19 protein-coding genes are annotated in these 24,222 nt (G+C 43.7%); 6 read left to right on the plus strand and 13 right to left on the minus strand.

Annotated elements, in window-relative coordinates; translation table 11 throughout:
* Positions 1-48: 48 nt before the first annotated feature.
* Complete coding sequence (rpoD, locus tag F6K46_RS10435; protein ID WP_070390974.1) at positions 49-1,170, minus strand: RNA polymerase sigma factor RpoD; 1,122 nt, start codon at positions 1,168-1,170, stop codon at positions 49-51.
* Between the two features lie 919 nt (positions 1,171-2,089).
* Positions 2,090-2,758, minus strand: a complete 669-nt coding sequence (locus tag F6K46_RS10440) for a polysaccharide deacetylase family protein (protein WP_293051570.1) — start codon at positions 2,756-2,758, stop codon at positions 2,090-2,092.
* Positions 2,759-2,784: 26 nt separating this feature from the next.
* Here F6K46_RS10440 and F6K46_RS10445 point away from each other — a divergent pair, with 26 nt between their 5' ends.
* Complete coding sequence (locus F6K46_RS10445) at positions 2,785-3,333, plus strand: hypothetical protein (RefSeq protein ID WP_293051567.1); 549 nt, start codon at positions 2,785-2,787, stop codon at positions 3,331-3,333.
* Positions 3,334-3,426: 93 nt separating this feature from the next.
* Here F6K46_RS10445 and F6K46_RS10450 read toward each other — a convergent pair whose 3' ends face one another.
* Positions 3,427-3,948 (minus strand): DUF4330 domain-containing protein, encoded by a 522-nt coding sequence (locus F6K46_RS10450; RefSeq protein ID WP_293051564.1) that lies wholly within the window; start codon positions 3,946-3,948, stop codon positions 3,427-3,429.
* A 440-nt stretch (positions 3,949-4,388) separates the two neighbouring features.
* On the opposite strand from F6K46_RS10450, the gene F6K46_RS10455 reads away from it, so the two are divergent.
* Positions 4,389-5,300 carry a M48 family metallopeptidase gene (locus F6K46_RS10455; protein ID WP_293051561.1) on the plus strand — a complete coding sequence of 304 codons (912 nt, stop codon included), beginning with the start codon at positions 4,389-4,391 and terminating at the stop codon, positions 5,298-5,300.
* A 61-nt stretch (positions 5,301-5,361) separates the two neighbouring features.
* On the opposite strand, the gene F6K46_RS10460 is transcribed toward F6K46_RS10455, so the two are convergent.
* Positions 5,362-6,108, minus strand: coding sequence for a metallophosphoesterase family protein (locus F6K46_RS10460; protein ID WP_293051558.1), 747 nt, complete (start codon positions 6,106-6,108; stop codon positions 5,362-5,364).
* A gap of 579 nt (positions 6,109-6,687) precedes the next feature.
* On the opposite strand from F6K46_RS10460, the gene miaE reads away from it, so the two are divergent.
* On the plus strand, positions 6,688-7,287 hold the full coding sequence (gene miaE, locus F6K46_RS10465; protein WP_293051555.1) for a tRNA isopentenyl-2-thiomethyl-A-37 hydroxylase MiaE: 600 nt from the start codon (positions 6,688-6,690) through the stop codon (positions 7,285-7,287).
* 120 nt (positions 7,288-7,407) lie between these two features.
* Here miaE and F6K46_RS10470 read toward each other — a convergent pair whose 3' ends face one another.
* Positions 7,408-8,061 carry an HAD family hydrolase gene (locus tag F6K46_RS10470; protein ID WP_293051552.1) on the minus strand — a complete coding sequence of 218 codons (654 nt, stop codon included), beginning with the start codon at positions 8,059-8,061 and terminating at the stop codon, positions 7,408-7,410.
* A 71-nt stretch (positions 8,062-8,132) separates the two neighbouring features.
* Positions 8,133-9,329, minus strand: coding sequence for an NAD(P)/FAD-dependent oxidoreductase (locus F6K46_RS10475; protein ID WP_293051549.1), 1,197 nt, complete (start codon positions 9,327-9,329; stop codon positions 8,133-8,135).
* 377 nt (positions 9,330-9,706) lie between these two features.
* Here F6K46_RS10475 and F6K46_RS10480 point away from each other — a divergent pair, with 377 nt between their 5' ends.
* On the plus strand, positions 9,707-10,351 hold the full coding sequence (locus F6K46_RS10480) for a sporulation/spore germination protein (RefSeq protein WP_293051546.1): 645 nt from the start codon (positions 9,707-9,709) through the stop codon (positions 10,349-10,351).
* A 252-nt stretch (positions 10,352-10,603) separates the two neighbouring features.
* Here F6K46_RS10480 and F6K46_RS10485 read toward each other — a convergent pair whose 3' ends face one another.
* The 4 genes from F6K46_RS10485 to F6K46_RS10500 all read right to left on the minus strand — a co-directional run bounded on the left by F6K46_RS10485 (position 10,604) and on the right by F6K46_RS10500 (position 18,510).
* A complete protein-coding gene (locus F6K46_RS10485) occupies positions 10,604-11,389 on the minus strand; it encodes a DUF4388 domain-containing protein (protein ID WP_293051543.1) in 786 nt (261 codons plus the stop codon).
* Between the two features lie 1,037 nt (positions 11,390-12,426).
* Positions 12,427-13,134: a DUF4388 domain-containing protein gene (locus tag F6K46_RS10490; protein WP_293051540.1), complete on the minus strand. Its 708-nt coding sequence runs from the start codon at positions 13,132-13,134 to the stop codon at positions 12,427-12,429.
* Positions 13,135-14,424: 1,290 nt separating this feature from the next.
* Positions 14,425-16,917: a response regulator gene (locus F6K46_RS10495; RefSeq protein ID WP_293051537.1), complete on the minus strand. Its 2,493-nt coding sequence runs from the start codon at positions 16,915-16,917 to the stop codon at positions 14,425-14,427.
* Positions 16,918-17,961: 1,044 nt separating this feature from the next.
* Positions 17,962-18,510, minus strand: coding sequence for an ATP/GTP-binding protein (locus tag F6K46_RS10500; protein ID WP_193431306.1), 549 nt, complete (start codon positions 18,508-18,510; stop codon positions 17,962-17,964).
* 446 nt (positions 18,511-18,956) lie between these two features.
* On the opposite strand from F6K46_RS10500, the gene F6K46_RS10505 reads away from it, so the two are divergent.
* On the plus strand, positions 18,957-19,106 hold the full coding sequence (locus F6K46_RS10505) for a hypothetical protein (protein ID WP_293051529.1): 150 nt from the start codon (positions 18,957-18,959) through the stop codon (positions 19,104-19,106).
* Between the two features lie 100 nt (positions 19,107-19,206).
* Here the strand turns inward: F6K46_RS10505 and F6K46_RS10510 are convergent, their stop codons facing one another.
* A complete protein-coding gene (locus F6K46_RS10510; protein WP_075896280.1) occupies positions 19,207-20,067 on the minus strand; it encodes a DUF4388 domain-containing protein in 861 nt (286 codons plus the stop codon).
* Between the two features lie 523 nt (positions 20,068-20,590).
* Positions 20,591-21,001 (minus strand): roadblock/LC7 domain-containing protein, encoded by a 411-nt coding sequence (locus tag F6K46_RS10515; protein ID WP_070390988.1) that lies wholly within the window; start codon positions 20,999-21,001, stop codon positions 20,591-20,593.
* A 431-nt stretch (positions 21,002-21,432) separates the two neighbouring features.
* Between F6K46_RS10515 and aspS the strand changes: the two genes are divergently transcribed.
* Complete coding sequence (gene aspS / locus F6K46_RS10520) at positions 21,433-23,220, plus strand: aspartate--tRNA ligase (RefSeq protein WP_293051521.1); 1,788 nt, start codon at positions 21,433-21,435, stop codon at positions 23,218-23,220.
* Positions 23,221-23,260: 40 nt separating this feature from the next.
* Here aspS and F6K46_RS10525 read toward each other — a convergent pair whose 3' ends face one another.
* A complete protein-coding gene (locus tag F6K46_RS10525; protein ID WP_293051518.1) occupies positions 23,261-24,211 on the minus strand; it encodes a YbhN family protein in 951 nt (316 codons plus the stop codon).
* Between the last annotated feature and the right edge of the window lie 11 nt (positions 24,212-24,222).

Below are 24,222 nucleotides of genomic sequence, written 5' to 3' on the forward strand. Positions count from 1 at the left end.
ATACAGCGATAACAGAAAACCCTGATTGCTATCAAGCAGCAGGGTTTTCTATCGGATATATTCCTTGAGAATGCTATTGCGATTTGGATGGCGTAGTTTGCGAAGGGCTTTAGCTTCAATTTGTCGAATCCGTTCCCGCGTCACGTTAAAGATTTGGCCAATTTCTTCCAAAGTCTTCATCCGTCCATCATCTAATCCATAGCGTAGACGCAGTACGTCACGTTCCCGGGGACTAAGGGTATCAAGGACACTTTCTAGATCTTCCCGGAGTAGATTTTTGGAAACCTGATCTTCTGGGGTTTCACCATCGGCTTCAATAAAGTCTCCCAAGCGAGAGTCTTCTTCTTTACCAATAGGTGTTTCTAAGGAGATGGGAAGTTGAGCTGATTTGGCAATGAATCGCAACTTCTCGATGGTCATTTCCATCCGATCTGCAATTTCCTCTTCTGTGGGCTTGCGACCCATTTCTTGAGAAAGAAGTTTAGTGGTTTTCTTAATCCGCGAGATGGTTTCATAAAGGTGAACGGGTAAGCGGATAGTCCGGGACTGGTCAGCAATAGCACGAGTAATAGCTTGACGAATCCACCAGGTAGCATAGGTGGAAAACTTGTAGCCTTTTTCGTGGTCAAATTTTTCCGCAGCCCGGATTAAACCTAGAGAACCTTCTTGAATCAAGTCTTGGAATGAGAGTCCTCGATTCATGTATTTTTTGGCAATGGAAACCACCAAACGGAGGTTAGACTGCACCATTTTTTCCTTAGCCCGCCGACCGACGTGTAAGCGGTAACGGAAAGCTGGCAGCTCCATATCGACCTCTGTTGCCCATTCCCGATCTCCAGGTTCCCGCTCTAACTCATCAGACAAGCGCTCCCGCACTCGTTCTAATTCCAATAAATCAGCTATTTTACGGGCTAATTCAATTTCTTCATCAGCTCTGAGTAGACGAATCCTGCCAATTTCCTGCAAATAGAGGCGAATTGAATCTTCTGTATAGTGCTTCTTTTTGCTTTGGGTTCGGCGACGGTTAGATCGCCCCTTACCAGGCTTAGTATTTTCCTCGTCCGGTTGAGCGTCCACCAAATCATCTCGGTTCACGTCATCCTCAATCAAGACTTCTAAATCGCTCTGAGGTTGAGCGATTGTTGCGAGTAATTCATTTGCCTGGGTCATGTTTTTTCCTCATGCTCCTTCAGTTTCAGACCAGTAGATGATGTCCGTTGATCTACTTAAGATAGCTTAGTCAGTGAGAACCTTGTTTGTTGCACCCTATGGTGGGTCGAATCGCTTCAGCCGTAGGAATTAGATCGACTCTATTTCCTTGGACTTAACTTGCAGTGAATCTACTATCCATTTAAGTGTTAATACTGAATTTTGGGAAGACTTTTTGATTGTAGCCTTATTTACAAAATTTTGCCCTAGTGTTTATCTGAAAAATTTAGCTTATTTATCTGGTCAAAAGCTTTGAGAAAGTGTAGCAATAACTACCCACTTTCCCTTATGCCTAGAATATAGTCACTATTTTAGTACTAATGTTCTATAAAACCCGACAGTTGGACTTCACTACGTTAATTAACTTGTCCTGTATGATAACCATTGACAAGCTCTGGGTCTAGGTAATGATTATTTTGCATTACTCTTGTAACACATAAACCTAACCAATGTAGTAAGACCCTAAGTGAAAGTACTGCCAAGTAAGTTCATTTAACCAGCTCCTAATTCCCTATTCCTGCGTAACAGAATGGTGAACCAGGGCATCGGAAATACTCCAGAGAAAGACGATCTCAACATTGGGTAGGGGAAGCAACTCTCCTCGTCCGATAGAGCTAGTGGTTGATCATTATTTTAATTTCTAATTTCAATTTTTACGTTTTGCTCATTCTTTTTAAAATTTATCAGATTAGCTGAGCACTACATATAGCGTCAAGCTCGATATTCTACTCTATATGAAGTATATAGAGTAGGTAATTGAACCCGAGTAGTTCACTACAGGAGTTCCGGAGATGGAAAACCGGAAGCGTCTAGCAAAGCAGTTTTTCTAGGAGTTTACGGTGCAGTGAGCGAGAAAACCGTAAGTCAATTAACAAAACTACTAATTTTCCTGCCATAGCTGGTTAATACTAACAAAGTTGTAACCTTGGTGCAATAGCTGAGGAATTAACTCACCCGTAGTTTCAACCACATCTTGTCCTCCATAATAACCATCATGTAAGACGATCAGGGAACCGTTTTGAACCTGCTTTAGGACTCGCTCCACGATTATACTGACACCAGGACGTTTCCAGTCTTCTGGGACAACACTCCACATTACTGATCTATAGTTCCACTGGTGCAGTATATTCAAGGTTCGGGGCGTAAATAATCCGTTAGGGGGACGAACATCTTTTACCTTGTCTGGGTGAATCTGACAAGCTTGAGCGATCGCGTCTTGGGTAAGGAGCAAACTCTGCTTAAGGGCATCCCGTTTTAGAAAGGGAAAAGACTGATGGTAATATCCATGGAGTCCCAACCAGTGACCTTGTTGGTAAACCTCTCTGGCGACACTGGGTGCTTGGTTTACGCAAACGCCCAACCAGAAAAAACTTGCTCTGACTTGGTAGCGGTTTAAGACTTGCAGTAACTTGGGAGTGTAGTGTGGATGGGGTCCATCATCGAAGGTCAGTGCGATCGCAGGTGAATCCCTTGGTCCTGACCACAGGCAATTGGGAAAGGCAGGTTTGAGAATTTGGTACAGAATAGGGTATAGGGGAGCAAATTGCATTTAGTCGTAAGTTTGGATGGGGTGGAGTGAATTTGACTAGTTTCCATGTCCTACTTGATCGCATTTTGCGGCGTCGCCAGATGATCTTGATGTTGATCGGCTTTTGTGTAGCAGTAGCGCTTAGCAGTTGTAACACTGTGATTATTACTGAGTATGAAGCTACAGCACTTACCACCTTAACCTGGCGAGTTGAGTATTCTATTAATTCAACAACTGATAGAGATCCCGATGTTGAGGAGTTTGCTTCCAAGTCCGTAGTCAACCGCAATGGTGAGAAACCAGAAGGTGCTGTAACAGGACCTGATGACAAGGGCTTATGGTGGCCAGTTGTCCCACCAAAACCAACCATTGATGAGGTAGAACAGCGTCAGCCACTTCATCATAAGCCTAGCAAGCCAGAGCTGTTGCGTACAGTTAAATACAATATCACCTATAAAGAGGGGGCACAGACAGTTACACTACCTACTAACTATGACGTTTACCGGCAAGTTGCTAGAGCCTATCCTTACCGGAAACCTCTAAGGCTTACCCTGGGAATCAATGATGCTTCGGTGGAAAAAGCTGATACTAAGTGAGGTCAACAAATGATGACAATGGCTCCCTTGCGTGTGCGCGATGGTGGGGTGTATGGCATCAATTCTTAGTTCAATTCACCCCATCACTCGTGATTAATTTACTCTGACATTAATCACACTGGCGTTGAAGTTATAATCTCTACCTTCTAACTCTACTGGGGTACCAATTTTAATCTTGCTATTGCCCAGGACTACTCCATCTTTAGTGATTGTTGCTTTACCACCTAAGGTTAATAACATATTAATCCCATAAAAGCTAGGTCTGGGATCTGGTAGTTCTTTGATAGAGCCATCTGGTTGTGGCACCAGGACACTTCTACGCAGAATTTTGACGGATTTGACGTCAACCTGACCATAGGGTTGCTTACGAATCACAATATTAGTCTTCTTGGTCTCCTCCAACTGATTGACCAACACCTCTGGTTCAAGCAAGCTTAACCCCCGGACAATAACATCTACTTCTACTGGTTTGGTGCTATTGAGTTGGGCAACGGAACCAGACTCACCAGGAAAGAAGAAAATTCCTACAACTACCAACAAAATCACCAAGGCAGCACCGAAGTCGATAATGCTCACCTTGCCAAACAAACGTCCTTTAGAATCTACAATAGCCATAAACTTGGTTAGGTGTTGTTGTGAAAATTGTATAGTGTAAAGATAACTGCTTAAGGTTCGCTCGCTATAGCTTGAATGGCTAAGGGGGTTCTAACCTAGTTATAAAGCGCTCCTCTTAAAGCAGGTCGGCTGTAAACTGCTTTTGATGTAGCTAATACCTCATAACTAATACCTATAATTAAAGTTATCCATAACTGGTGAGTGAGAATAACAAACACCAGGTTCGTCTGTGGAACATATTACCCTATTTGGGGTTCAACCATAACGAGGAATGCTACTGGTCAGTAATTATGGCAGACAACTCCTAGTAGAGAGTTGACTTATGATGTTAAAGACAAGGCTCCTCTACAGCAAGCCATGGCTGCAAACCCTTTTTCCACTGGAACAAGGGATAATAGCTAAAATAATCTCTTTTCGCTTTAATAATTTATAATTTTGCTATGTTCAGCAATATATTATCGATTTACTCCCGTTATCGACGTCGTTTGTTGTATCCGTTAATCAGCATCCTTCTATCCCTGACTCTGGTGGTGGGAACAGCTCAGGTTGCCCAAGGGGTTCCCTGGTTAGAGCTGCTGTTGCGTGGTATTCAGATTATCCAGTTATCTAATATGTCTGATCAACAGGAAGTCCAAATTGGTCAGCAAATTAATCAGCAACTTGTTGGAAAGCAATTTAAGCTCTATCGCAATCGGGAAATTAATCGCTATGTTGATCAAATTGGTCAGCGACTAGCTAAAAGCAGCGAACGCCCAAATATTAACTATACATTCCAGGTGGTCGATGATGCTAATATTAATGCCTTCGCTACTATGGGAGGATTTGTTTATATTAACACGGGTTTAATCGCAGCAGCAGACAATGAAGCTCAACTGGCAAGTGTAATGGCTCATGAGATTGGTCATATCGTAGGTCGTCATAGTATCCAGCAAATTAAGCAAGCCGCGATCGCTAGAGGTTTAGCAGAAGCGGCTGGAGTTGATAGCAACACGATGGTTAATCTGGGTGTGGAATTAGCACTACGTCGTCCCAACAGTCGTCAGCATGAATTTGAAGCGGATCAACTAGGTATCAAGAACTTAAAACAAGCAGGCTATGCTCCGATAGGATCAGTAGACTTTATGAAAAAACTCCTCAAGCAAAGAGGCTTTATTCCAGGGTTTTTGAGTACTCATCCGTCAACAGCAGACCGAATTGATTCCTTGGAGCAGTCTATCGATTCAAATCGTGCTTATGTTGGTGATGGATTAAACAATCGGGCTTACAAAAACAAAACTCGTGTAGTCGTCCGCAACCAGAAAAAAGCTGCCCTCAAAAGGACAACAGGTCGTGGAGGGCGAGTGCTCAGATAAGCACAGCTAGCTCAAGAGCAGAAAGCTTGCTCAATAGTCTTTTTGTTAACCTATATCACCGTTAAGAGGTACTCAACACTTGACGTCGGCATATTTTACTAGGCTCTATCTTGGTCACGGCTTCTTCCAAGGGGAATTGGCGAACATCACCCCGAAAGACGTTAACTTGATAAACAAGATTATTGGTAATGTCTAGACCCGTCATCCAACCACTTTTGGGATGATAAGCACCAGTGTCTATATCTAGCCAACCACAACCTTGGGCTATCGTACCGGGAGCCACTCCTGGTAAGGTAAAAGTCATGGTATGACCCGTGATGATCAGCTTGTCGAGAAAGTAAGGTTCACGCATGCTGTGAAATTCATCCCGAATCCAACAAAATTGCTCAACGGTTTGCTCCTCGATGCTCATGCGAGGATTAACCCCGGCATGAACTAGCCAGGTATCTCCTAAATCAATGTAGGTTGGCAGTGTTTTGATCCAATCTAGATGATCTTGAGAGACTTTTCCGCCATAGCTGTTGATAGTAGTTTCACCACCACTATATAGCCAGGCTTGTCGTGTTGAGTTAGGGACTGAATTGTTACCGATAATTTCTAGTAACATCAGCTCATGATTACCTAATAAACAGGGGTGAGCGTTTTGCTTGACAAATTCCAGAACCTGAGAACTCATCGGTCCTCGATCAATCAAGTCTCCGAGAAAATAAACGGTGTCGTCACTAGTGGGTGCGATCGCATCCAATAAGGCCATAAGAGGATTATAGTGACCATGAACGTCACCGATAACAATACGACGGTGGGTCATTACTTTACTTATCCAAATTTAATTGCGTTAAATATCAGGTAGACCCCTTCATATAAAATTTAAGGTTAATGGCTTTAGGCATCAGAGTTCTAGCTTATATGGCTAAGGGGTTTATGACCAGCCTATGAAGCACCCCTCCTCAAGCACAGACGCTATCAACTGCTTTTGTTGTACCTAATACCTAATACCATGAGCCTCATACCTATTTATAGATTGATGCACCGATTCTTTCAGAGTGGTCTTCCTTTTAAGAGATTTGCTATTCCTGAATAGAGTCGTTAAGTGTAATAGTTTGAGGAATAGGCTCAAGTAGTTAGTTTAACTTGTCTTCTAAGTGTCTATGTGTAGTATCTATGTAAATTTATCATGAACTACCCGGATTGGCTACGGGTAAGTCGGGGTTTCCGACACAACTTGTTGCTACAAAAGCGGCTATTGAACCCAGTTTTTGAAGGGATTACACCTGCCCCTTAACAAGACGGGGATTGACACAATTCAGTTAAAATTAATAGCATCGCCTACCGATACCAAAGCCTGTATGCAATGAACCAGGCAACTACTTTGATGTGAGCAAAAAGCGTGTCTTCTTCTGGTCTGCCTTTGATTAATACCCTCAAACAACCTACTAGCCAGGCTTGGATCGAGCAAGCCCTTGCAAACCTTGATGTTATTTTACTTGACCATTCCCATTGTGAACGTAAAGCGGCTGGAGTAGCACTGAATTTAATGTTTCGCTACCCATCCTACAGTAAACTGGTGCGTCAGCTGACAGTCATTGCCCGTGAGGAACTAGAACATTTCGAGCAAGTTAACCAGTGGCTAGAAAGACGTAGCATTCCCTTAGGTCCGCTTTCTTCACCACCCTATGGAGCTGGATTGAAAGCTCAGATTCGCCGAAACGAACCAGAACGGTTTTTGGATTCTTTACTAGTTGCTGGACTGATCGAAGCTCGTTCTCACGAACGTTTGGCATTACTAGCAACTCACTGTTGTGATCCATCTTTAGCAAAATTTTATCGTAGCTTGATGGCATCTGAGGCTCGTCACTATGGTGTTTACTGGGTACTGGCTGATACCTATTTTGAGCGAGTACTGGTAGCTCAGCGGTTGGATGAGTTAGCAGTTAAAGAAAGTGAGTTGCTGGTTACCCTTTACCCAGAACCAAGAATTCACAGTTAGCAGCCAATATGCTCAAAGAAGCAGCCAAACTATACCAGAGCAGCGGCGATCAACCAGAAACTGGTGTGGAAACCAATCGGTGCGTTCGCGTAGCGGCGACCTAGGAGCATCGCGTTTAAGTTAAGTCATTGGTTTGCGCTTGATCAAAAATGCTCTCAAGCCAGCTGCCTGAGCACCCTGATAGTCTTCTTTAAAACTATCACCAATATGAAAAGCCTCCTGAGCACTACAGTGATGTTTTTGTAAAGCAGCAGCAAAAATCTGTGGATCAGGCTTGGCAAAGCCAGTTTGGGTAGAAATTGTGATGGAGGAGAAAAATTCTTCTAATTTTAGAGCTTTTAAGACAAGATGGAGACGGGAATCAAAATTTGAGACGACACCCAACTCAATACCAATATGCCGCCATGCTTTCAGCGCTGGGATAACATCCGGATAGATGAACCAAGGTTTAGCAGTAGCAAAGTGGGCATAGAGTTCATCAAAAAAATCAATGAAGTCGGTGAACTGGTCAAGTACACCAACTTGTTCAAAGGTACGGGAGGCAATCACCCACCACCATTCAAATTCTCGCTGGGGAATTTCTTCAGGATCTGTTTCTGGAAAAACCGCTGGTTCTGCTGAGGCGAAGGCTTTGACAAAGGCTTCGTTCAAAGCTGAAGCAGGTACTGTAACACCAAATTGATTAGCGATCGCACTATAAACTTCCCCTACACTCCCTTGAACACCAAATAGTGTACCGACAGCATCTAGAAAAATTACTCGCGGTTTTTCCATGGTTAATGGTTAATTGTTAATGGTTAATTGTTCATTTAATTTCAATTTTCCATTTTCCTGTATGTATGTCTTTATGTTCCAGACAGCAGATCAGTTAATGGTCGAGTCATCCAGTTCATGCCAACTTTCAGTTGGTGCTCTATAGTTGGCATCCGATAAAGATAGGCAAGTCGGCGCACTATGTGGGCTAAAGGACCATCCAGCTTCACACCTAAACCAGTAAGAGTTGCATTGTCTTTCCCCAAAGTCATCATCTCTCCCAACTGCTGGTAACGGAAGGGCAGCAGGGGACGCCCAGTTAAAGAAGCCCAGACATTCCAACCCACATAATCGGCTTGCTGAAAAGCGGATTGAGCTGTATTGGGAACTGGTTGATTATCAGCATCTTGGCAATCGGCTAGATCACCTAGGGCAAAAATTTCGGGATGGTCAACCACTTGTAACCTTTGGCTGGTGATCAGCTGACCACGGTGGTTTTGTTTGAGCGGAAGCGATCGCACAACTGGTGTGACTCTTGTCCCTACTGTCCACAGCACCAAATCTACCGGAATAGTATCCACCTGTCCTTTATACAACAGAGAAATGGTTTCAGGTCCAATGGACTCAACACTGGTTTCCAAATCAATCCAGACCTTCTGTTCATTCAAAGCTTTGCGTGCTGCTTCCCGGTTAAAGTCCGTTGATGTTCTTAGAATCACATCACCGAGTTCAATCAACCGCAACCTTCCGCGCTCTCCCAACCGTTCGGCTAGATGGCAAGCTAGTTCCACACCAGAGTAACCTGCACCAACTATAGCGATCCGGATTTTATCTGTATCGGATTCTTCCAAAATCCGTAACCGTTCTTCCAGGTGATAGGCATCAGTAATAGTTCGGAACGGGATAGCATACTCAGCCACCCCAGGCACCTGCTCTAGAGGGGTTTCTCCACCTAGGGCTAACACCAGGCGATCATACTGAAATTCCGCTCCAGTCTGTAGCTGTACCTGCTGCTGTTCTACATCAATGCCTGCTACCGCTGCCTGAGTAAACCGTACACCTGTGTTTGCTAACAATTCTTCATAGGGTGGAGCAATTTCCCAGGTTTGTAGTTCGCTGGTGATCAGTTCATACAACAGCGGTGAAAATAAGAACCGATCATTTTGATCAACTAAGACAATTTCTGGTTGTTGGGGCTTTTCCCAAGGCAGCTGGCTTAAGCGTAGGGCTGTATAGAGACCCCCAAAGCCTCCACCGAGAAGGCAGATTCGGGCTGGTTGTTTAGTCATGGTTGATTGAATCGGGGATGTCCTATTAGGGGAACTTCTTTTAGCATAGCAAGGCGATTACAACAGGGTAGCTGGGTTTCACCTCCCCCAAAGTTAATACCAATTCTTCAAAGTAGGACTACAGATGCAGATGGAGAGATCGGGAGTGTCGGGAGTGTCGAGAGTGTTGCGAATGTCGGTAGATGGCAAGATTAAATTGATCTATAGCCCTAATGCGCCAGAATTGGGATATAAGCGTGAAAATGATTTCAATTTTTATTTTCTAGTTTCTATTTTTTAACTGTTTTATCCTGATCAACCACGCTCTACCTTGAATATTGATTGATGTAACTGTTGCTTTAGACAACAGCTAGAAGCATTGTTTTGAGCGAAGCCAAATGAAAAGTTTTCAACACTATCTAGCTCCTGTTGCGATTGCAGCAATTGTCGTTGGTTTCAGTAGCTATGGTTTGGTGAGTGATAACAATCCTGGTTCCCAGAAAACTCCTGTAGGGAATCTATCTCCTGAACCAGCCACCGAGGCTAGCTCTAGCACTGGTGTAGTACCCACTAATACTAGTCTACCTAACATTACTCTACCTACGGAAACAATTCAACCAGAAACCAAGGATGCTAAGGTCGGGCTTGAGGCTACACTCAGCCAAGGGAGTAATAATAGCAATCAAGCTAACCCAGTAATTCTTAATGTCTATCGGGCTGACAGTCAGTGTCAGTCTCTGGTGTCTGAACAGGTAAGTGTACCAGTAGGAAATTCAGTAAATACAGTTATAGGAAAAGTTTTAGAGACTGGTAACTCCAGTGACTTTAATGTATCGGGATACCGTGTCAAGGTCAATGCCAATACTGGCGTGGCTACCGTCGATTTGCGCCTATCACCAGATTCCCAGCGGCAGTTTGTCTCCCTCTCCACTTGTGAGCAATTTGCCCTTTTCGGTAGTTTGCGTAAAACTCTTACTGCTAACTCTCAGTTGAATATTAAAGATGTTCGCTTCACAGAGCAAGGAGAAGATATTTATCTTTGAACTGTTCGATAAAACTTACACAAAACGTCAGTTTATGACGCTTTCAGAGGCAAACCCCATCTAAATACCAAAACCCTTATCCAGTAAGGATTTCATCAATTGATAAAAACCCGGACTCGATTCTCTTGGTGCGCGTTCACCCTTGTCGGGAAACCCAACCGGGGTCGCACCGCCGCTGAAATCCTCACCCCGCCAGCATGTACAAAAATAAGATTGGTTTGCCCTGCCCTGTGTGCTCATCCGACGCCGAAGCTACTGCTTTCGGATCTCGGATGAATTGCGGCGGAAGCTCAGGAATGGATATTTTTGTTTGTCGAGAGCAATCTGGTTTTGTTTAGATTTGTCCAAGTTTTTATGAGAAGTATCCTTCAACAAAGGTCTTGCTTGTGCAAGACCCACTGTGATTAGCCTAAACGCAATCTGCTGTACTTGTTCTACTGGTAGTTTCAGCTGCTTTGCGATCGCTTTGAGAGAAACTTTGCCTGTTGTATAATTCCACACTTTGCATTCTAAAACGTTGAGTCGATAATGGGATTGGGGTGGATCGCAGATGGTACTGACTAAACCCCAATCAGGGTCAGGCAATTGCTCAGCCAAAGCCTCCCAGTGCTGCAGTTCCCTTAACCCGATCAATGTTGCTTCTGTTGCTGGTATACTTAAACCGGTCATTTCCAGGGTTGGGATCGGCACGTTCTGCTCGAATTTAAATCGACCATCTTTGAGTTCAAACAAAGGACACACTTGCCGTTGTATTTGAATCTGAAACAACCATTTTAGTTGTGCAGTTTGTAAAATACCTTGACTTTGGAGGTATAAACCCAGTGGCTGATTGGGAGTACATGACTGAGCGAGTTTATTGACTATACTGTGTTTAACCCACTGATGTTGAGCAATCAGGACAATTAAACCCTGATGGTCTAATCGATTAGCTGCTGCCACAATCCGACCCTGATACACCCAAATGTGATGAACTGGTCGCCGGTATCCAGAAACTCTGGGTAAGGCAGTAATTCTCAGAGGTTGTCTGAGAAGTCTCATTTGCTACATATAAGCCCCCGTGGGTCCCCCAATTTTGGGGGACTTTTACCAGCAAATAGATTCTTGTTCCCCCCAGAATTGGGGGGCTAGGGGGGCAAAATTCAGTATCAAAAAACTTTTCAGATATCCTCTCAGCCAACCAGTTTTCTTTCCTTTCTCTAAAAACTGAAAAAGTTCTGGCAAGTATAAGTCGCTTAGGTAACCATTAAGGGACATGTCGGGTAATTAAAACCAAGAGAGCACCTTGAGAGTGTCAACTATGAGTGACAATAAATTATATAGTGTTAGATGGTTTGTGCGGCAAAATCCAAGTTTTAGCTCAACCGCGATCAGCCCCACGTGTCACCTTGGGCGTTGGCTTTTGTTGACTAAAGCCGAGAGTTCTTAGGACAAGGATAAGAGGTAGGTTAGCCATCGCTCCGGGCTTTCCAGGTAGGGAAACAACCTTTGATCACTCAGCCCCTCATAAATCCCAGACAAAGGTTGTTTTTTTTATCGGAGCAAAGATGTTGTACTATAATAGTATGGGTTTGACCATTTCGACAAAGAGCTAAGTTGGAATTAGATAAATTCAATCCTGGATTGAGGCTAGATTATTAGAATAGTTGTTTTCAATACTTGGAAACATACCTCAAAAAGCAGGAGCTGTTGAGTTTAAATAGAACTCTTCCTCTACGTCTGAAATCATTTCTTATCGAGATAAGTTCCAAAGAAATGATTTTAGTATTCAAGACTAGTTTTATATTGCATTATTCTAGACTAGTTTGATTAATAATTCCAGCTTTGGATTAACGGTGATATCAACTGAGCAATCAACTAAAGCGCGAGCAATTCTGAAAATTTTACCAACTCTAAAACGCGCTCTGAGGGAATACAGTTGTGTTGACCTCCATAATTAAGAGTACCTTTAAGTAGTACCTTTAAGTAGTACCTTTAAGGAAGTTTTGATCCCGTTTAAAAAGGGATCATAAGACGACACTTGACCGTCAGTTCAATGTAGATAGGTCACATAAGTTGCTAACCAATAAGGGCACTTCTTATACTAAACCGGTTGTAATTAGTCTAAAAGCAACTTGTTGCACTTTTTCTACTGGTACTCTCAGTTGCCTTGCAATTCTCTTGAGAGAAACATTGCCATTGGTGTACTCCCAAACTTGCCACTCTATAGAGTCCAAACTGTATTTAGGTTGACCACCGTTGATACTGACCAAACCGCCATTCGGGTCAGGTAATTTATCTGCCAGAGCTTCCCAGTTGCGGAGCGATCGCAATCCCTTCAACATAGCTATTTTTGTTGGCATACTCAAACCCGTCATTTCTCGTGTTGGTATGGGTACATTCTGTTCAAATTTAAACTGACCATCTCGGAGCTGAAACAAAGCACAAACATGCTGTAGAATTTGCATTCGAAATAGCTGTTTTAATTGGTCACCCTGTAAAGCACCCTGAGTTTTAAGACATAAACCCAGAGGTTTATCTATGGCACACAGCTGAGCTAACTTAGCAATTACCCGTTCGCTAACCCCGCAGTGTTTAACAATCAGCGATACCAAACCTTGATTGTCTAACCGATCTGCAGCTGCCACCAGGTGACCCTGATACACCCAAATATAATGAGTTCTCCTAGGGGTTACTTGGTTTCTTGGCAAGGGAAGCAACCTTAGCAAACCAGTTTTTTGTCCCTGGGCGATAAACTGAAACACTTCTGGTAGGGAAATATCGGTTAAATGGCCTGTAACAGACATAATTGTTAATTTGCTTCATACTAAAGGGTTAGCGGAAATTACTAATTTATAATATATTAAGATTTGTTAAAAAAACACCTGAAAATAGTTTTTCAAAGTCAACGTCAACGTCCTATGAGCTGAGTGGCTTGTTAATTTGAAATTAAATCCCATATCAATTGATTAACCATATTGAGAGAAACAATAATTGGTAGCAGTTTCCGAAAGGTCAGACCGATATAATCATGAGGGGTCTGACCCATCGATTGATTATGCACTAGCGATGTTAAGGCTGGTAAAAAAGTTTCCTAGAACGCTTCTACCTTAAGATCTGGAATACCAAAATTATTGCTATGGGCAGATAAATTTTCCAAGAAATTTTATATTTAACAAGCGAGGGGAAAAGCAAATTCATAGGCTATAAACGGTTCTATACCCTGTTTTATACCCTATTAGTCAGGCTTAATTTTTTAGTGAGACTCTGATCAGTAATTGCTTACTAGGGTTGGATCAAAATCTTTCAACTGACGCGCTCGCCAATAGGCTCTGGATCAACAACCTACTTTACCCTTCATCGAAGGGCTATACTTAATGGCAAAGGCTAGTCTAGCCAAAGGCGGCTCCTAAAGAGCAACGACCACCGCGCTCGAGGGCGAGAATGGCTTACCTTAAGGGCATATTTGTACGAGAATCCATTCAGGGTAAGCTCTACAAACTCTATGGGTTGCAACCTATTTTTTTGAGATTAGATTAGATGCCCCATTCAGACAGCCCACAACAATCAATCTCTTGGTGAGCTTTCACGCTAAGCTTTTTCAAAGCGTGGAGCCGCAACACAAAACCACCATTCCCTGACTCACCATCCAATATTCGGATTAGAAACAAAGCAACGTTCGCGTAGCGTGACCTACGGTCAAAGGTTTGCGAGTTAGCTCAATAAACGTCGATTCCGTTCGCGTAGCGTGACCTACGGTCAACGGAAAGTCGGCACTTTCGCTCTTGAGAACTATTTTCGGATTCGACTAAATAAGCTTTACACCCTAATGAGGTCTTAAAAATGACCTATGCTTGATGGCTACTCTCAAGCTTTATACTTTTGAGCCTAACTCCAAATGAAAGATCAATATCTTTGAATCGATAATCTTTAAACTATCTTTATATTATCCCCAATTGTGAAATAGTCGAGTAAGTTGTGAATAAAATGTGAATGTATCGGTTCCATTTTTCACCTCCTACCTGGTAACAATTGGGTTTAATAGATCACGCATCAGGTTGGTTTAAGGCAGAGAACGCTTTACTCATGAAAAAGTACTACTGAGTGAAGTTTCCAGCTAGGGATTGAGCTGGGAATACACAATCTTGACCAGTGGCTTGGGCTCGCTCAATAGCCTCATCAGCGGCTCGATAAAGGCTTTCGATGTCTGTGCCATCCCCAGGGTACTCTGCCACCCCAGCACTAAATGTTACCTGCACTAGCTCACAGTCATGAAATTCTTCACTAACAGTCTCCAAAATTTCTTGGAGCCTTCTGACCCCAGCCTGTCGATTGAGACCATACATCCCGATGAAAAACTCCTTACCTCCCCAGCGGGCCACTATATCGTGACTGCGAAACTTTTGCCGCAAGATTTGTCCTAACCGCTTCAGAATTCTATCTCCCATCACATGACCATATTGCTCATTCACCTGCTTTAAGTTGTTTAAATCCAATAAGGCATAGCAAAGAGGTTGATGGTAGCGTTGGGATAAGTGCAGTAATCGGTTGAATTCTATGGTAGATTGACGACGATTAGCCACACCAGTTAATTGGTCAGTTTCTCCTAAACTACGGAGCAGTTTGGTACGCTCTAGACGATGGAAAACACGGGTGACTAACTCGGATTTCGTTATCGGTTTAAAGATATAGTCATCAGCTCCAGCTTGATAAATGCGGTGAATTGTTTCAGAGTCTTGGTGTTCACAAAGCAATAGGATAGGTAATCCATGCCAGATGCGATCATTGCGCACAACTTGGCACAGTTCAATCCCATTGAATTGGGGCATGTCTAAATCCAAGATCAGTAGATCAGGTGCTGTCGCTTCGAGCTGTTCCCAAAATTGATCAGGTTCTTCTAAGGTAATAATCTGCACTCCTAAAGGTTGTAGGAAGTGTCGTATACTTTCCAGCACTAGGGGATCATCGTCTACTGCCAGCACTTTGGCGGTGGAAGGTCTGTCTTGATTTAAAACATCTTCAACGGTTTCTAGTAACTGTATTGGGGTAACGGGTTTGGATAAAAACGCCCGTCCTCCCTGACGAGCAACCTCAACGCGATCGCTAAACCGATTTTGCTGTGTAGAAACGATTACTGGGATTTGAGGGTATTGGTTCTGGAAATATTTGAGGAGTGCGATTCCGTCCTCTCGATAATTGGGAAACATCAAGTCCAGTAGCACAACATCAGGTATTTCTTGATCCATGACAATTCTGGCTTGCCTGGGATCTAGGACAACTTTTACTTGCATATCCCAATTCACTGCTTCTCTTTCCAACTGTTGTGTCAGTTGCACGTCTCCATCGATAACTAAAATCAATGGAAGCTTTTTTGGTAATTGGTCCGGTGCCAGGGGTTGTGATCTATTATATTCGGTTAGTTCAGGCTCTTTTAAGACAGTAATGGTTGAATTATCTTCCAACTCACTACTGACATCACCAGAGCATGCTGATGGAGGTTGCTGGAGTTCTTCAGATAGAAGTGCTAGCAAAGATGCCAGATTTTGAATATTAGTTGGGGAGCTTAGTTGCTGTAATTGAGGACTAGGTAATTCTATTTGGTTGTCATAGTTCCTGCGTCTTGACCGATATCTCCGTTTACCGGAGTTCCTGGTCTTGGTTATACTGACTTCCTGTAGCCAGTACTCAATAGTTTGGGCTAGCCGTGATCCTTCCACTAAGCCAAACTTATCTAAAGCTCTCACCAGCTTGTGGACTTGCTGCTGGGCTTGTTTTCGCAGCTCCTCAGTAAGATGTCCGGCTTCGAGAGCATTAACCGCCTGTTCTACAGTGGCAAACTGACGCCACATGGTTCCTTTAGAACGTTCCCAAGGCTGATTGAACCTTGTTGGGGTTGGTTTGAGTTTCTTTATCTTGCTCCTCGGTAAGCTCTTGAGGCGATAGCCCATACCATAGACAGTTTCAATCACATCATCAGCTTCAACACTCTTGAGCTTGCGCCTTAACCCCTTAACATGTGCCCTAACTGTTTCTGGTGAAGGAGGGTCTTCAAATGACCACAGATGTTCGAGAATGATACTCTGACTAAATACTCGGCGCGGATGGCTCAGGAATAGTTCTAGAAGACCGTATTCCTTTGGTGATAGATGGAGCAGTTGCCCTTTATAAGTTACTTCACAGGTACTCGGGTCTAGGCAAACATCACCCCATTCCAGTAGCCTTAATCCAGAAACACTGTGGTGACGCAGTAATGTCCTAATCCGAGTCAACAGATCCTTGGCTGTAAAGGGTTTAACAATATAATCATCAGCTTCAGCATTAAGCTTGACTTGCTCAGCAATAGCTGATTGAGAAAGCAACAGCAAAATCCCTCTATCATAGCTTGCCTGCCGTAGTCGCTTATACAAGCTGATACCATCGAGCTTGGGTAAATCCACTTCCAGCACAATCAGGTCATAGGTAAAGGCTTGAGCATACTCCCAACCCTCTTCCCCATCTCCAGCAATATTTACAATATAATTCTGCTCTCTCAACACTTTACTCAAGGTTAGAGCTAGAGCATTGTCATCCTCTACCAGCAAAAGTCTCATGAACAATCCTGCTGTAAGCCTAGTCCTTTACAAATTTTGGATAAACACAGAACACTAAAAAATATACCTCTTTTGACAGATGCTATATATAATTTATTGATGTGTGTTCATCACTATTTGGGTTTTACCATTAGTAACGGCTAGTTGCACTGGATCATCTCAAAATTCTGTAAAGAGTGTGTAAAGATTGTGTCCAATTGAGAAGTTAGCCTTCCCTGTCTTAGTGAGCCTTCACCCAAAGCTCTGTTGGTGCGCATTCACCCTTAGCTTTGAAAAAGCGCGGGGTCCCACCGCAGCTATTTGATGGAGGCTGAGCTTCTTTCCATAGCACCGAACTATGAAGATACTAAAGAAAGCCTTGTGACAATACAGGGTTGGGGATTGGGATCAGGCAAACGGAACAACGGAAGATCGGATTTTCCTTCTGTTTTTTCATTTAACCTTTACTCATACCAACTTGCATTCATGGGTAGTACTTTCTTCCCATCACCCAATCACCCGATCACCCAATCACCTGATCACCCGATCACCTGATCACCCGATCACCCGATCACCCGATCACCCGATCACCTTTTCAGCAAGCCACTCTGTTGGTGGGCCTTCACCCTTAGCTTTTAAAAAGCGCGGAGTCGCACCCCATCTTTGATCACAACGCCCGGATCAGTGGCTTTACCACTCCTTTAACAAAAGGGTGGGGATGAAGCCTCTGTCCTTCGAGAACACTAGTCCAGTAATAATACCAAGTTCGACTCAAATTCGTAAGTCATGCTCTTGGTGAGCCTTCCCTAGCCCTTTTTCAAAGCGCTAGGTCGCACCGCTTTCAGTTGTTATTAGTCCTTTGTCACCACTCGAGAACCAATTTAGTAATAGAAATTGAGAAATTCACGCTCAATGTTGGTTTCTGGAAAATCTATGGATTTATAGCCATCCCTACTACTAACCTAAGTTGCTAGTTCTCAAAAAACACCTCAAAATGGCTTAAAGACACCAAAACTTAGTATCGCTAGATCCTAAATTTAGATTTTACGGCGATCAGCCCACACTCTAGCGATTAGGGGGAGTGTGGGAGATGTCGCATTTAATGATATATTGTACTAGCACTATTAATGCTTGAATCACAGAATCTCGTTGATTGGCATTGAGGCTTACCATCGGGGGTCGATTGCTTTCATCCACAAAGCCCAACGCGATCGCTACATCCTCTTGGGACCAAGCTCCTTCACAATCGACATGGGTTAGACCAATCACTAGGGGAATTTTCACACGCTGTCCCATAAAACTGAGCAGGCGACGGGAAGAGCTAAACTGACTGGGACGATGGGCATCAACAAGGAGTATGTAAGCATGCGCTTTCCGAATCAGGATGTCCCACATGAAATCAAAGCGAGACTGTCCTGGAGTGCCATATAAATGTAGCGCCATATCTTGAGCAAATTGCAAACGCCCAAAGTCCATCGCTACTGTAGTTTTTTGCTTAATTTTAGTTGTCACGTCCGTTGCTAGGCAATCTGTATCCACTACATCAATTTCGCTAACCGAGCGAATGAAAGAGGATTTTCCAGCACCCACGGCACCGGTTACAACTAGACGCATAATTTCCACGCTTATTTGCTGTTAGCCGTTCTGAAGTAGAATCCGAAACACTACAATACTATTGTCAACCATAGGATTAGGATTATTATGCTCTGATTGCAGAAAAACAGAAAAATTAACGAGCGAGAGTTAGCCACCTAATTTATTGGGTGGGCAGCGAACGCGCCCCGCGTGGCCAAAGGCCAGCGTTCCGGGATTTATCAAGGGCTTTCGTGCTAGAATAGAATCGTGAGTAAGAACAAGGTTGGTTACGTTGATTTTTTGCGCTTTACGGTGAGATTCCGGCCAGGTGGAGACGGGGAAAATCCTACGACCATGTTACAGGCAAGTAATGCAGCAAAAAGTAGTAATTTATTGCCCTGACTTGTTGGTACAACCACTCCGAAAGCTATTCCAATTAAAAGTAAATCCACAGGTTAACTTTTTAGTTAATCCGTTCGCGTAGCGTGGCCATAGGCCAGGGAGGTAGGGCAGTTTTGAGTCTGCCACAACGGTACAAGCTGGAATTATTTTCTGGCCAGTATTGTAAGCGTCGTGGAGAGGTGCGACCCCGTAATTTAATTCGCCATAGGAAAGCGCACCAAGCGCGGTTTTAACCCGCGTAACGACACGACTCTTAGAATCCACGCGATTTCAATCCGTGGAGAACTCAATACCATTAAGTCCAAAAAGTACCTAGCTGTTATTAATCCTTAATTACCTCCTTAAGAAACCAAGTAAGTGTTGCACAAAGCGATTGCTCAGCTCTTGATGATTGTCCTCCTCAGTTCGATTTGCCCCAACGGCCACTGGCTCTAATCCCTGTGATTGCCAATAGTTCTGTTGATATGAAGTAAGCATAGGCACTTCTGCGACTAAACCCACGCTAATCAGCCGGAAGGATATCTGTTGAACCGTTTCGAGAGACTTGCCCAACCGAGTAGCAATATCAGTCAGGGGAATTGACCCATTGGCTAATTTCCAAACTGCAGCTTCCATAGGGTCTAGCCCTAACTGGCGATGACCGACCATCGCCCTAGATAGTGCTGAGGTGGTTTCAGGTAGCTTGTCTGCTAATCCATTCCAATCTGGTAGAGCTCGCAGACCAATTAGAGTTGCTTTGGTAGCTGAGATGCTTAAACCCGTCATTTCTATCGTGGGCAAAGTTGCCTTAGAGTCAAACCTAAATTTAGCATCTTTGAGCCGGAATAAGCCACAAACTGAGCGTATAACCTGGGCATGAAATAGTAGTCTCAACTGCTCTGGATGCAGAAATCCCTTAGTCTTCAAGTACAGACCAATAGGTTTATTGGCCGGACATCGATTTACCTGTTCATTAATTACCTCAGGGCTCAGCCAACCCCGCTGACACATCATTTTCAGCAGGCATTGGTGATCCAGACGATGGCTAACTGCCAAGATCCGACCTTGGCGCAGTAGAATATGTCGAGCTTTTATTTCTTGACTATGCCTACTTAGCTTGAATCGGAGGGTTAGTAATCCAGTTTTGTTTCCTTGATCGAGGAAATGAAACAATTCTGGGAGGGAAAATTCCGCTAAAGAACTCGTGATCGCCATTACTTGCCAATAAGAAAGAAATTCACCTATTACTAGGCTTAAGTTTATTGATAGTCACAAGACATAATGAATAATCTATTTTTTTTTATCGATTTTTTCGGATTTTATATTAAAGTTATTAAATTTTAATTATTTGACAATACAATTCTATCCATTGGGTTAGTAATTCCCTAAGTGTAAAGTAAAAAATTTCTATCTTATGACTGATGCGTAAAATTAAGATATAAGCATCAGAGAGGAGAGGTTCAGCAGGGTTTCTGACATTGGCAATCTGACATTGGCAATAGGCTTAACTCAAACCTGGGGCTTATATAGTTTTCCCAGTATAGCGACTTGCAGTTAACACCATAGGTATCTTGAGTTACCTAAAATCAAAAGGATTTGTTAAATTATTCAAATCACAGCCACCATTTTTACCAAAAATCCTAGCTCCAACATTATCTTGAACTAGCTGTCAAGATAAAATTCACCCACCCTACTCTAAGCAGTGGCAACCTTTCATCTCGTTGCTGTGGCACTTTAGCTAGAGTTTTGTTTCATAAATTCCTGGAATGGTCTGGTGAGGCTCTAAAGCTACCTTCAACTCTGGAATCACCCGCTTGATTTCCAGCATCAGCACCCCCTGTTTAGCTGCCTTGGTGGCTAAGACTAATAGAACAGCATACTCCCCACAGTTGGTTAGTATACCATAACCTTTATTACCTTCTACGAAAATGCGGTCTAGAATACCTCTGGACAATTCCGAGCCAATCCGTTCACCTAGGGATAACATAGCAGCTGACATGGCTGATACTCGTTCTTCATCCATCTCGCTCGGCAAACTGGATGCTATAGGCAGTCCATCAGGAGAAACTAAAGCAGCTCCTTGAACCTCACTGGTGCTGGTGACAAAATTTTGGATAATGGTCTCCAGCTTGGCGGTATTAATGGTCATGGTTATCCATTCCTCATCAAAACGTTACTGCTCAATTGAGTTTGTCGAAAATAGAGTGATAGGGAAAGTCTAGCCAATTATCAAGGTCTAGTTACCATACTCGGTCGTTGCAGTAGAATGCTCGGAGATCTGGCTTGGGTTCGCATCTCAGGAACTATAGCCCAAAGGTACACAAGACCTATGAAACCTTTTCTCCCATATCAGGAAGCCTAGTGTCAGACTATGGCCTAGACTCGGGTCAAATGAGCTATAATGCAGACTTTGTGGTGCCTGAAATTGCCTGGGTCGGCTTATTGGCGGGGGATTTGAATCCTAGTCAAGTGCTGGTAAAACAGCACATATCATCCGTGAGGCTGAGAATCTAAGACCATAACGCACCAGGGTTTAGCCGGATAAGTAAGTTAATTGAACTAGTATTATAGACAAAAACTATGCGAACTCATTATTGTGGTGAACTCCGAAACCAGCACATTGGTGAAACTGTTACCCTCTGTGGCTGGGTCTCGAAACGTCGTGACCATGGAGGTGTCATCTTCTTGGACCTACGGGATATTCGTGGTGTTGTCCAAATTGTTAGTGACCCTGAGCGTACCCCTGATTCCTATAACGATGCCGATCACCTACGCAATGAATATGTAGTAAACGTTACTGGACGAGTTACTAAGCGTCCTGACGAGTCCCTTAATCCGAAATTGCCTACTGGCGAGGTAGAAATTTACGCTGATCACATTGAACTGCTCAATAAAGTGCGTAAGCAGTTGCCATTTCAGGTGTCCAGTGCTGATACTGAGTCAGTGCGAGAAGACTTGCGGCTGAAGTATCGCTACTTGGACTTAAGACGCGATCGCATGAGCAAAAACCTGCAACTGCGCCATCAAGTGATTAGAGGAATTCGCCGTTACCTGGAAGATGAACAAGGCTTCATCGAAGTGGAAACCCCAGTGCTAACTCGTTCCACTCCCGAAGGTGCTAGAGACTATCTTGTCCCCTCCCGTGTTAATCCAGGTCAGTGGTATGCTCTGCCCCAATCTCCCCAATTGTTTAAGCAGTTGTTGATGGTATCGGGTATGGATCGATACTACCAGATTGCCCGATGTTTCAGGGATGAAGACCTCAGAGCTGACCGACAGCCAGAGTTTACCCAGTTGGACATGGAAATGTCGTTTATGTCCCAAGAGGAAATTCTCCAGCTTAATGAGACATTAGTATTTCACATTTTTAAAACAGTCAAAGGTATTGATATCCCCAGACCATTCCCCCGCCTCACTTACGCTGAAGCCATGGAACGCTACGGAAGTGATAAACCCGATACTCGCTTTGGCTTAGAACTAGTCAATGTCTCTGATTTGATGAAAGATTCTGGCTTCAAAGTCTTTTCGGGTGCAGTAAAGACTGGGGGTGTAGTCAAAGTTCTACCTATTCCTGGTGGTAATGAAGCTATATCGAATGTCCGGATTAAACCAGGGGGTGACTTATTCAAAGAAGCCAGCGAAGCTGGTGCTAAGGGTATAGCTTACATCCGGGTGCGAGAAGGCGGTGAAATTGATACCATCGGGGCGATTAAGGATAACCTAAGTGATAGCCAAAAACAGCAGTTATTAGAGGCAACTGGTGCTACTGCTGGTCATTTGCTGCTTTTTGGTGCTGGTTCAGCTGACATCGTCAATAAAACCCTCGACCGCTTACGACTTGTGATTGGTCAAGAATTGGGATTAATTGATTCAACAAAGATTAACTTACTCTGGGTAACAGACTTCCCCATGTTTGAGTGGAATGCGGATGAAAAGCGTTTAGAAGCACTGCACCACCCATTTACAGCTCCCCATCCTGATGATTTAGATGATGTGAAAACGGCTCGGGCTCAAGCCTATGACTTAGTATGGAACGGGGTAGAAATCGGTGGTGGTAGTCTCCGGATATACCAGCCAGAGATTCAGCAACAGGTTTTTGAAGCTATTGGCTTGTCTGAAGAAGAAGCTAACAGTAAGTTTGGGTTTCTGCTGGAAGCCTTTGACTATGGTGCCCCTCCTCACGGTGGGATTGCTTATGGTTTGGATCGGCTAGTAATGCTATTAGCTGGGGAAGAATCGATTCGCGATGTGATTGCTTTCCCGAAAACCCAACAAGCACGTTCTTTGCTAACCGATGCTCCAGGTGCTGTGGATGATAAACAGTTAAAAGAGTTGTATGTAGCTTCTACCTATCACGATGAAGAATGAAGTATGAAGAATGAAGTATGAAATATGAAGTATCAAGACTTCATCCTTTATCTTGGTTAGAAGAGCGATCGCTTGGAGGTTCATTTAACCATGCCAGTGCCGCACCGCCAACTTCTGATAGAATACTGATCAAACGATACAAGGCAACCGAACTCAGCACCACTGCCGGAGCAAAGTCATGCTCTAGTAAACCCACTGCAGTGGCTTCAAATACCCCAACTCCCCCTGGTGCCCCTGGGACAATTAAGCCCAACAGCCAAGCTACACTAAACCCACTAAGCAACAGGGGGAGTTGGCTGGGAGTGATTGGGCTTAAGGCTAACAGGGTAAGCAAAAAGCCTGAACCTCGCAATCCCAAAAAGCCCAATTCCCCCAACAATGGTAGGATTGGGTAGCGCTTGACCCGGATAATCTGATCTTCATCTGATTCAATGCTTTTCTTCTTACCTGTTAATTTAGCTAAATACTGTAGGCATGGGTTTAAACACCAAGGATGAATCAGTATCAGTACAGCAAACAGAATTGGGAGTTGAATGATCCGGCTGGCCAAAGGAGAGCTGATCAAAGCCAGCAATAAAGCACCTACTGCCATCATGGGAGGTTCCATTAACACGCTCAGAGTAGCTACTCCCAATGGAACTCCTGCTGTTTTCGCTGCCCAGATCCGACCATAGAAGTGCCAAACGTTACCTGGTAAGTATTTGGCAATGTTAACTTTCAGATAGATCCGGATACACCATCCAAGCCCTGGTTGTTGGTCGAATTCCCGGAGTATCCAATGCCAAACCCAGCCAGTCCAGGTGTGGGCTAGCAATGTCACGCCAACAGCGATCGCTAAACAAGTCCATCCAGAAGTGCTGATCCGAATCGCTAGCACTTCTTGCCAGTTGTCTTTCAAGGCTTTTGCTAAAAAGAATAATGTCCCACCTAAGATTGCCCAGCGTAGGTAAGGTTTTAGGGGTGATAGGACTCGCTTAATCGCTACATTCATTGACTATCTAT

Source organism: Moorena sp. SIO3E8, from assembly GCF_010692445.1.
Taxonomy (GTDB): Bacteria; Cyanobacteriota; Cyanobacteriia; order Cyanobacteriales; family Coleofasciculaceae; genus Moorena; species Moorena bouillonii.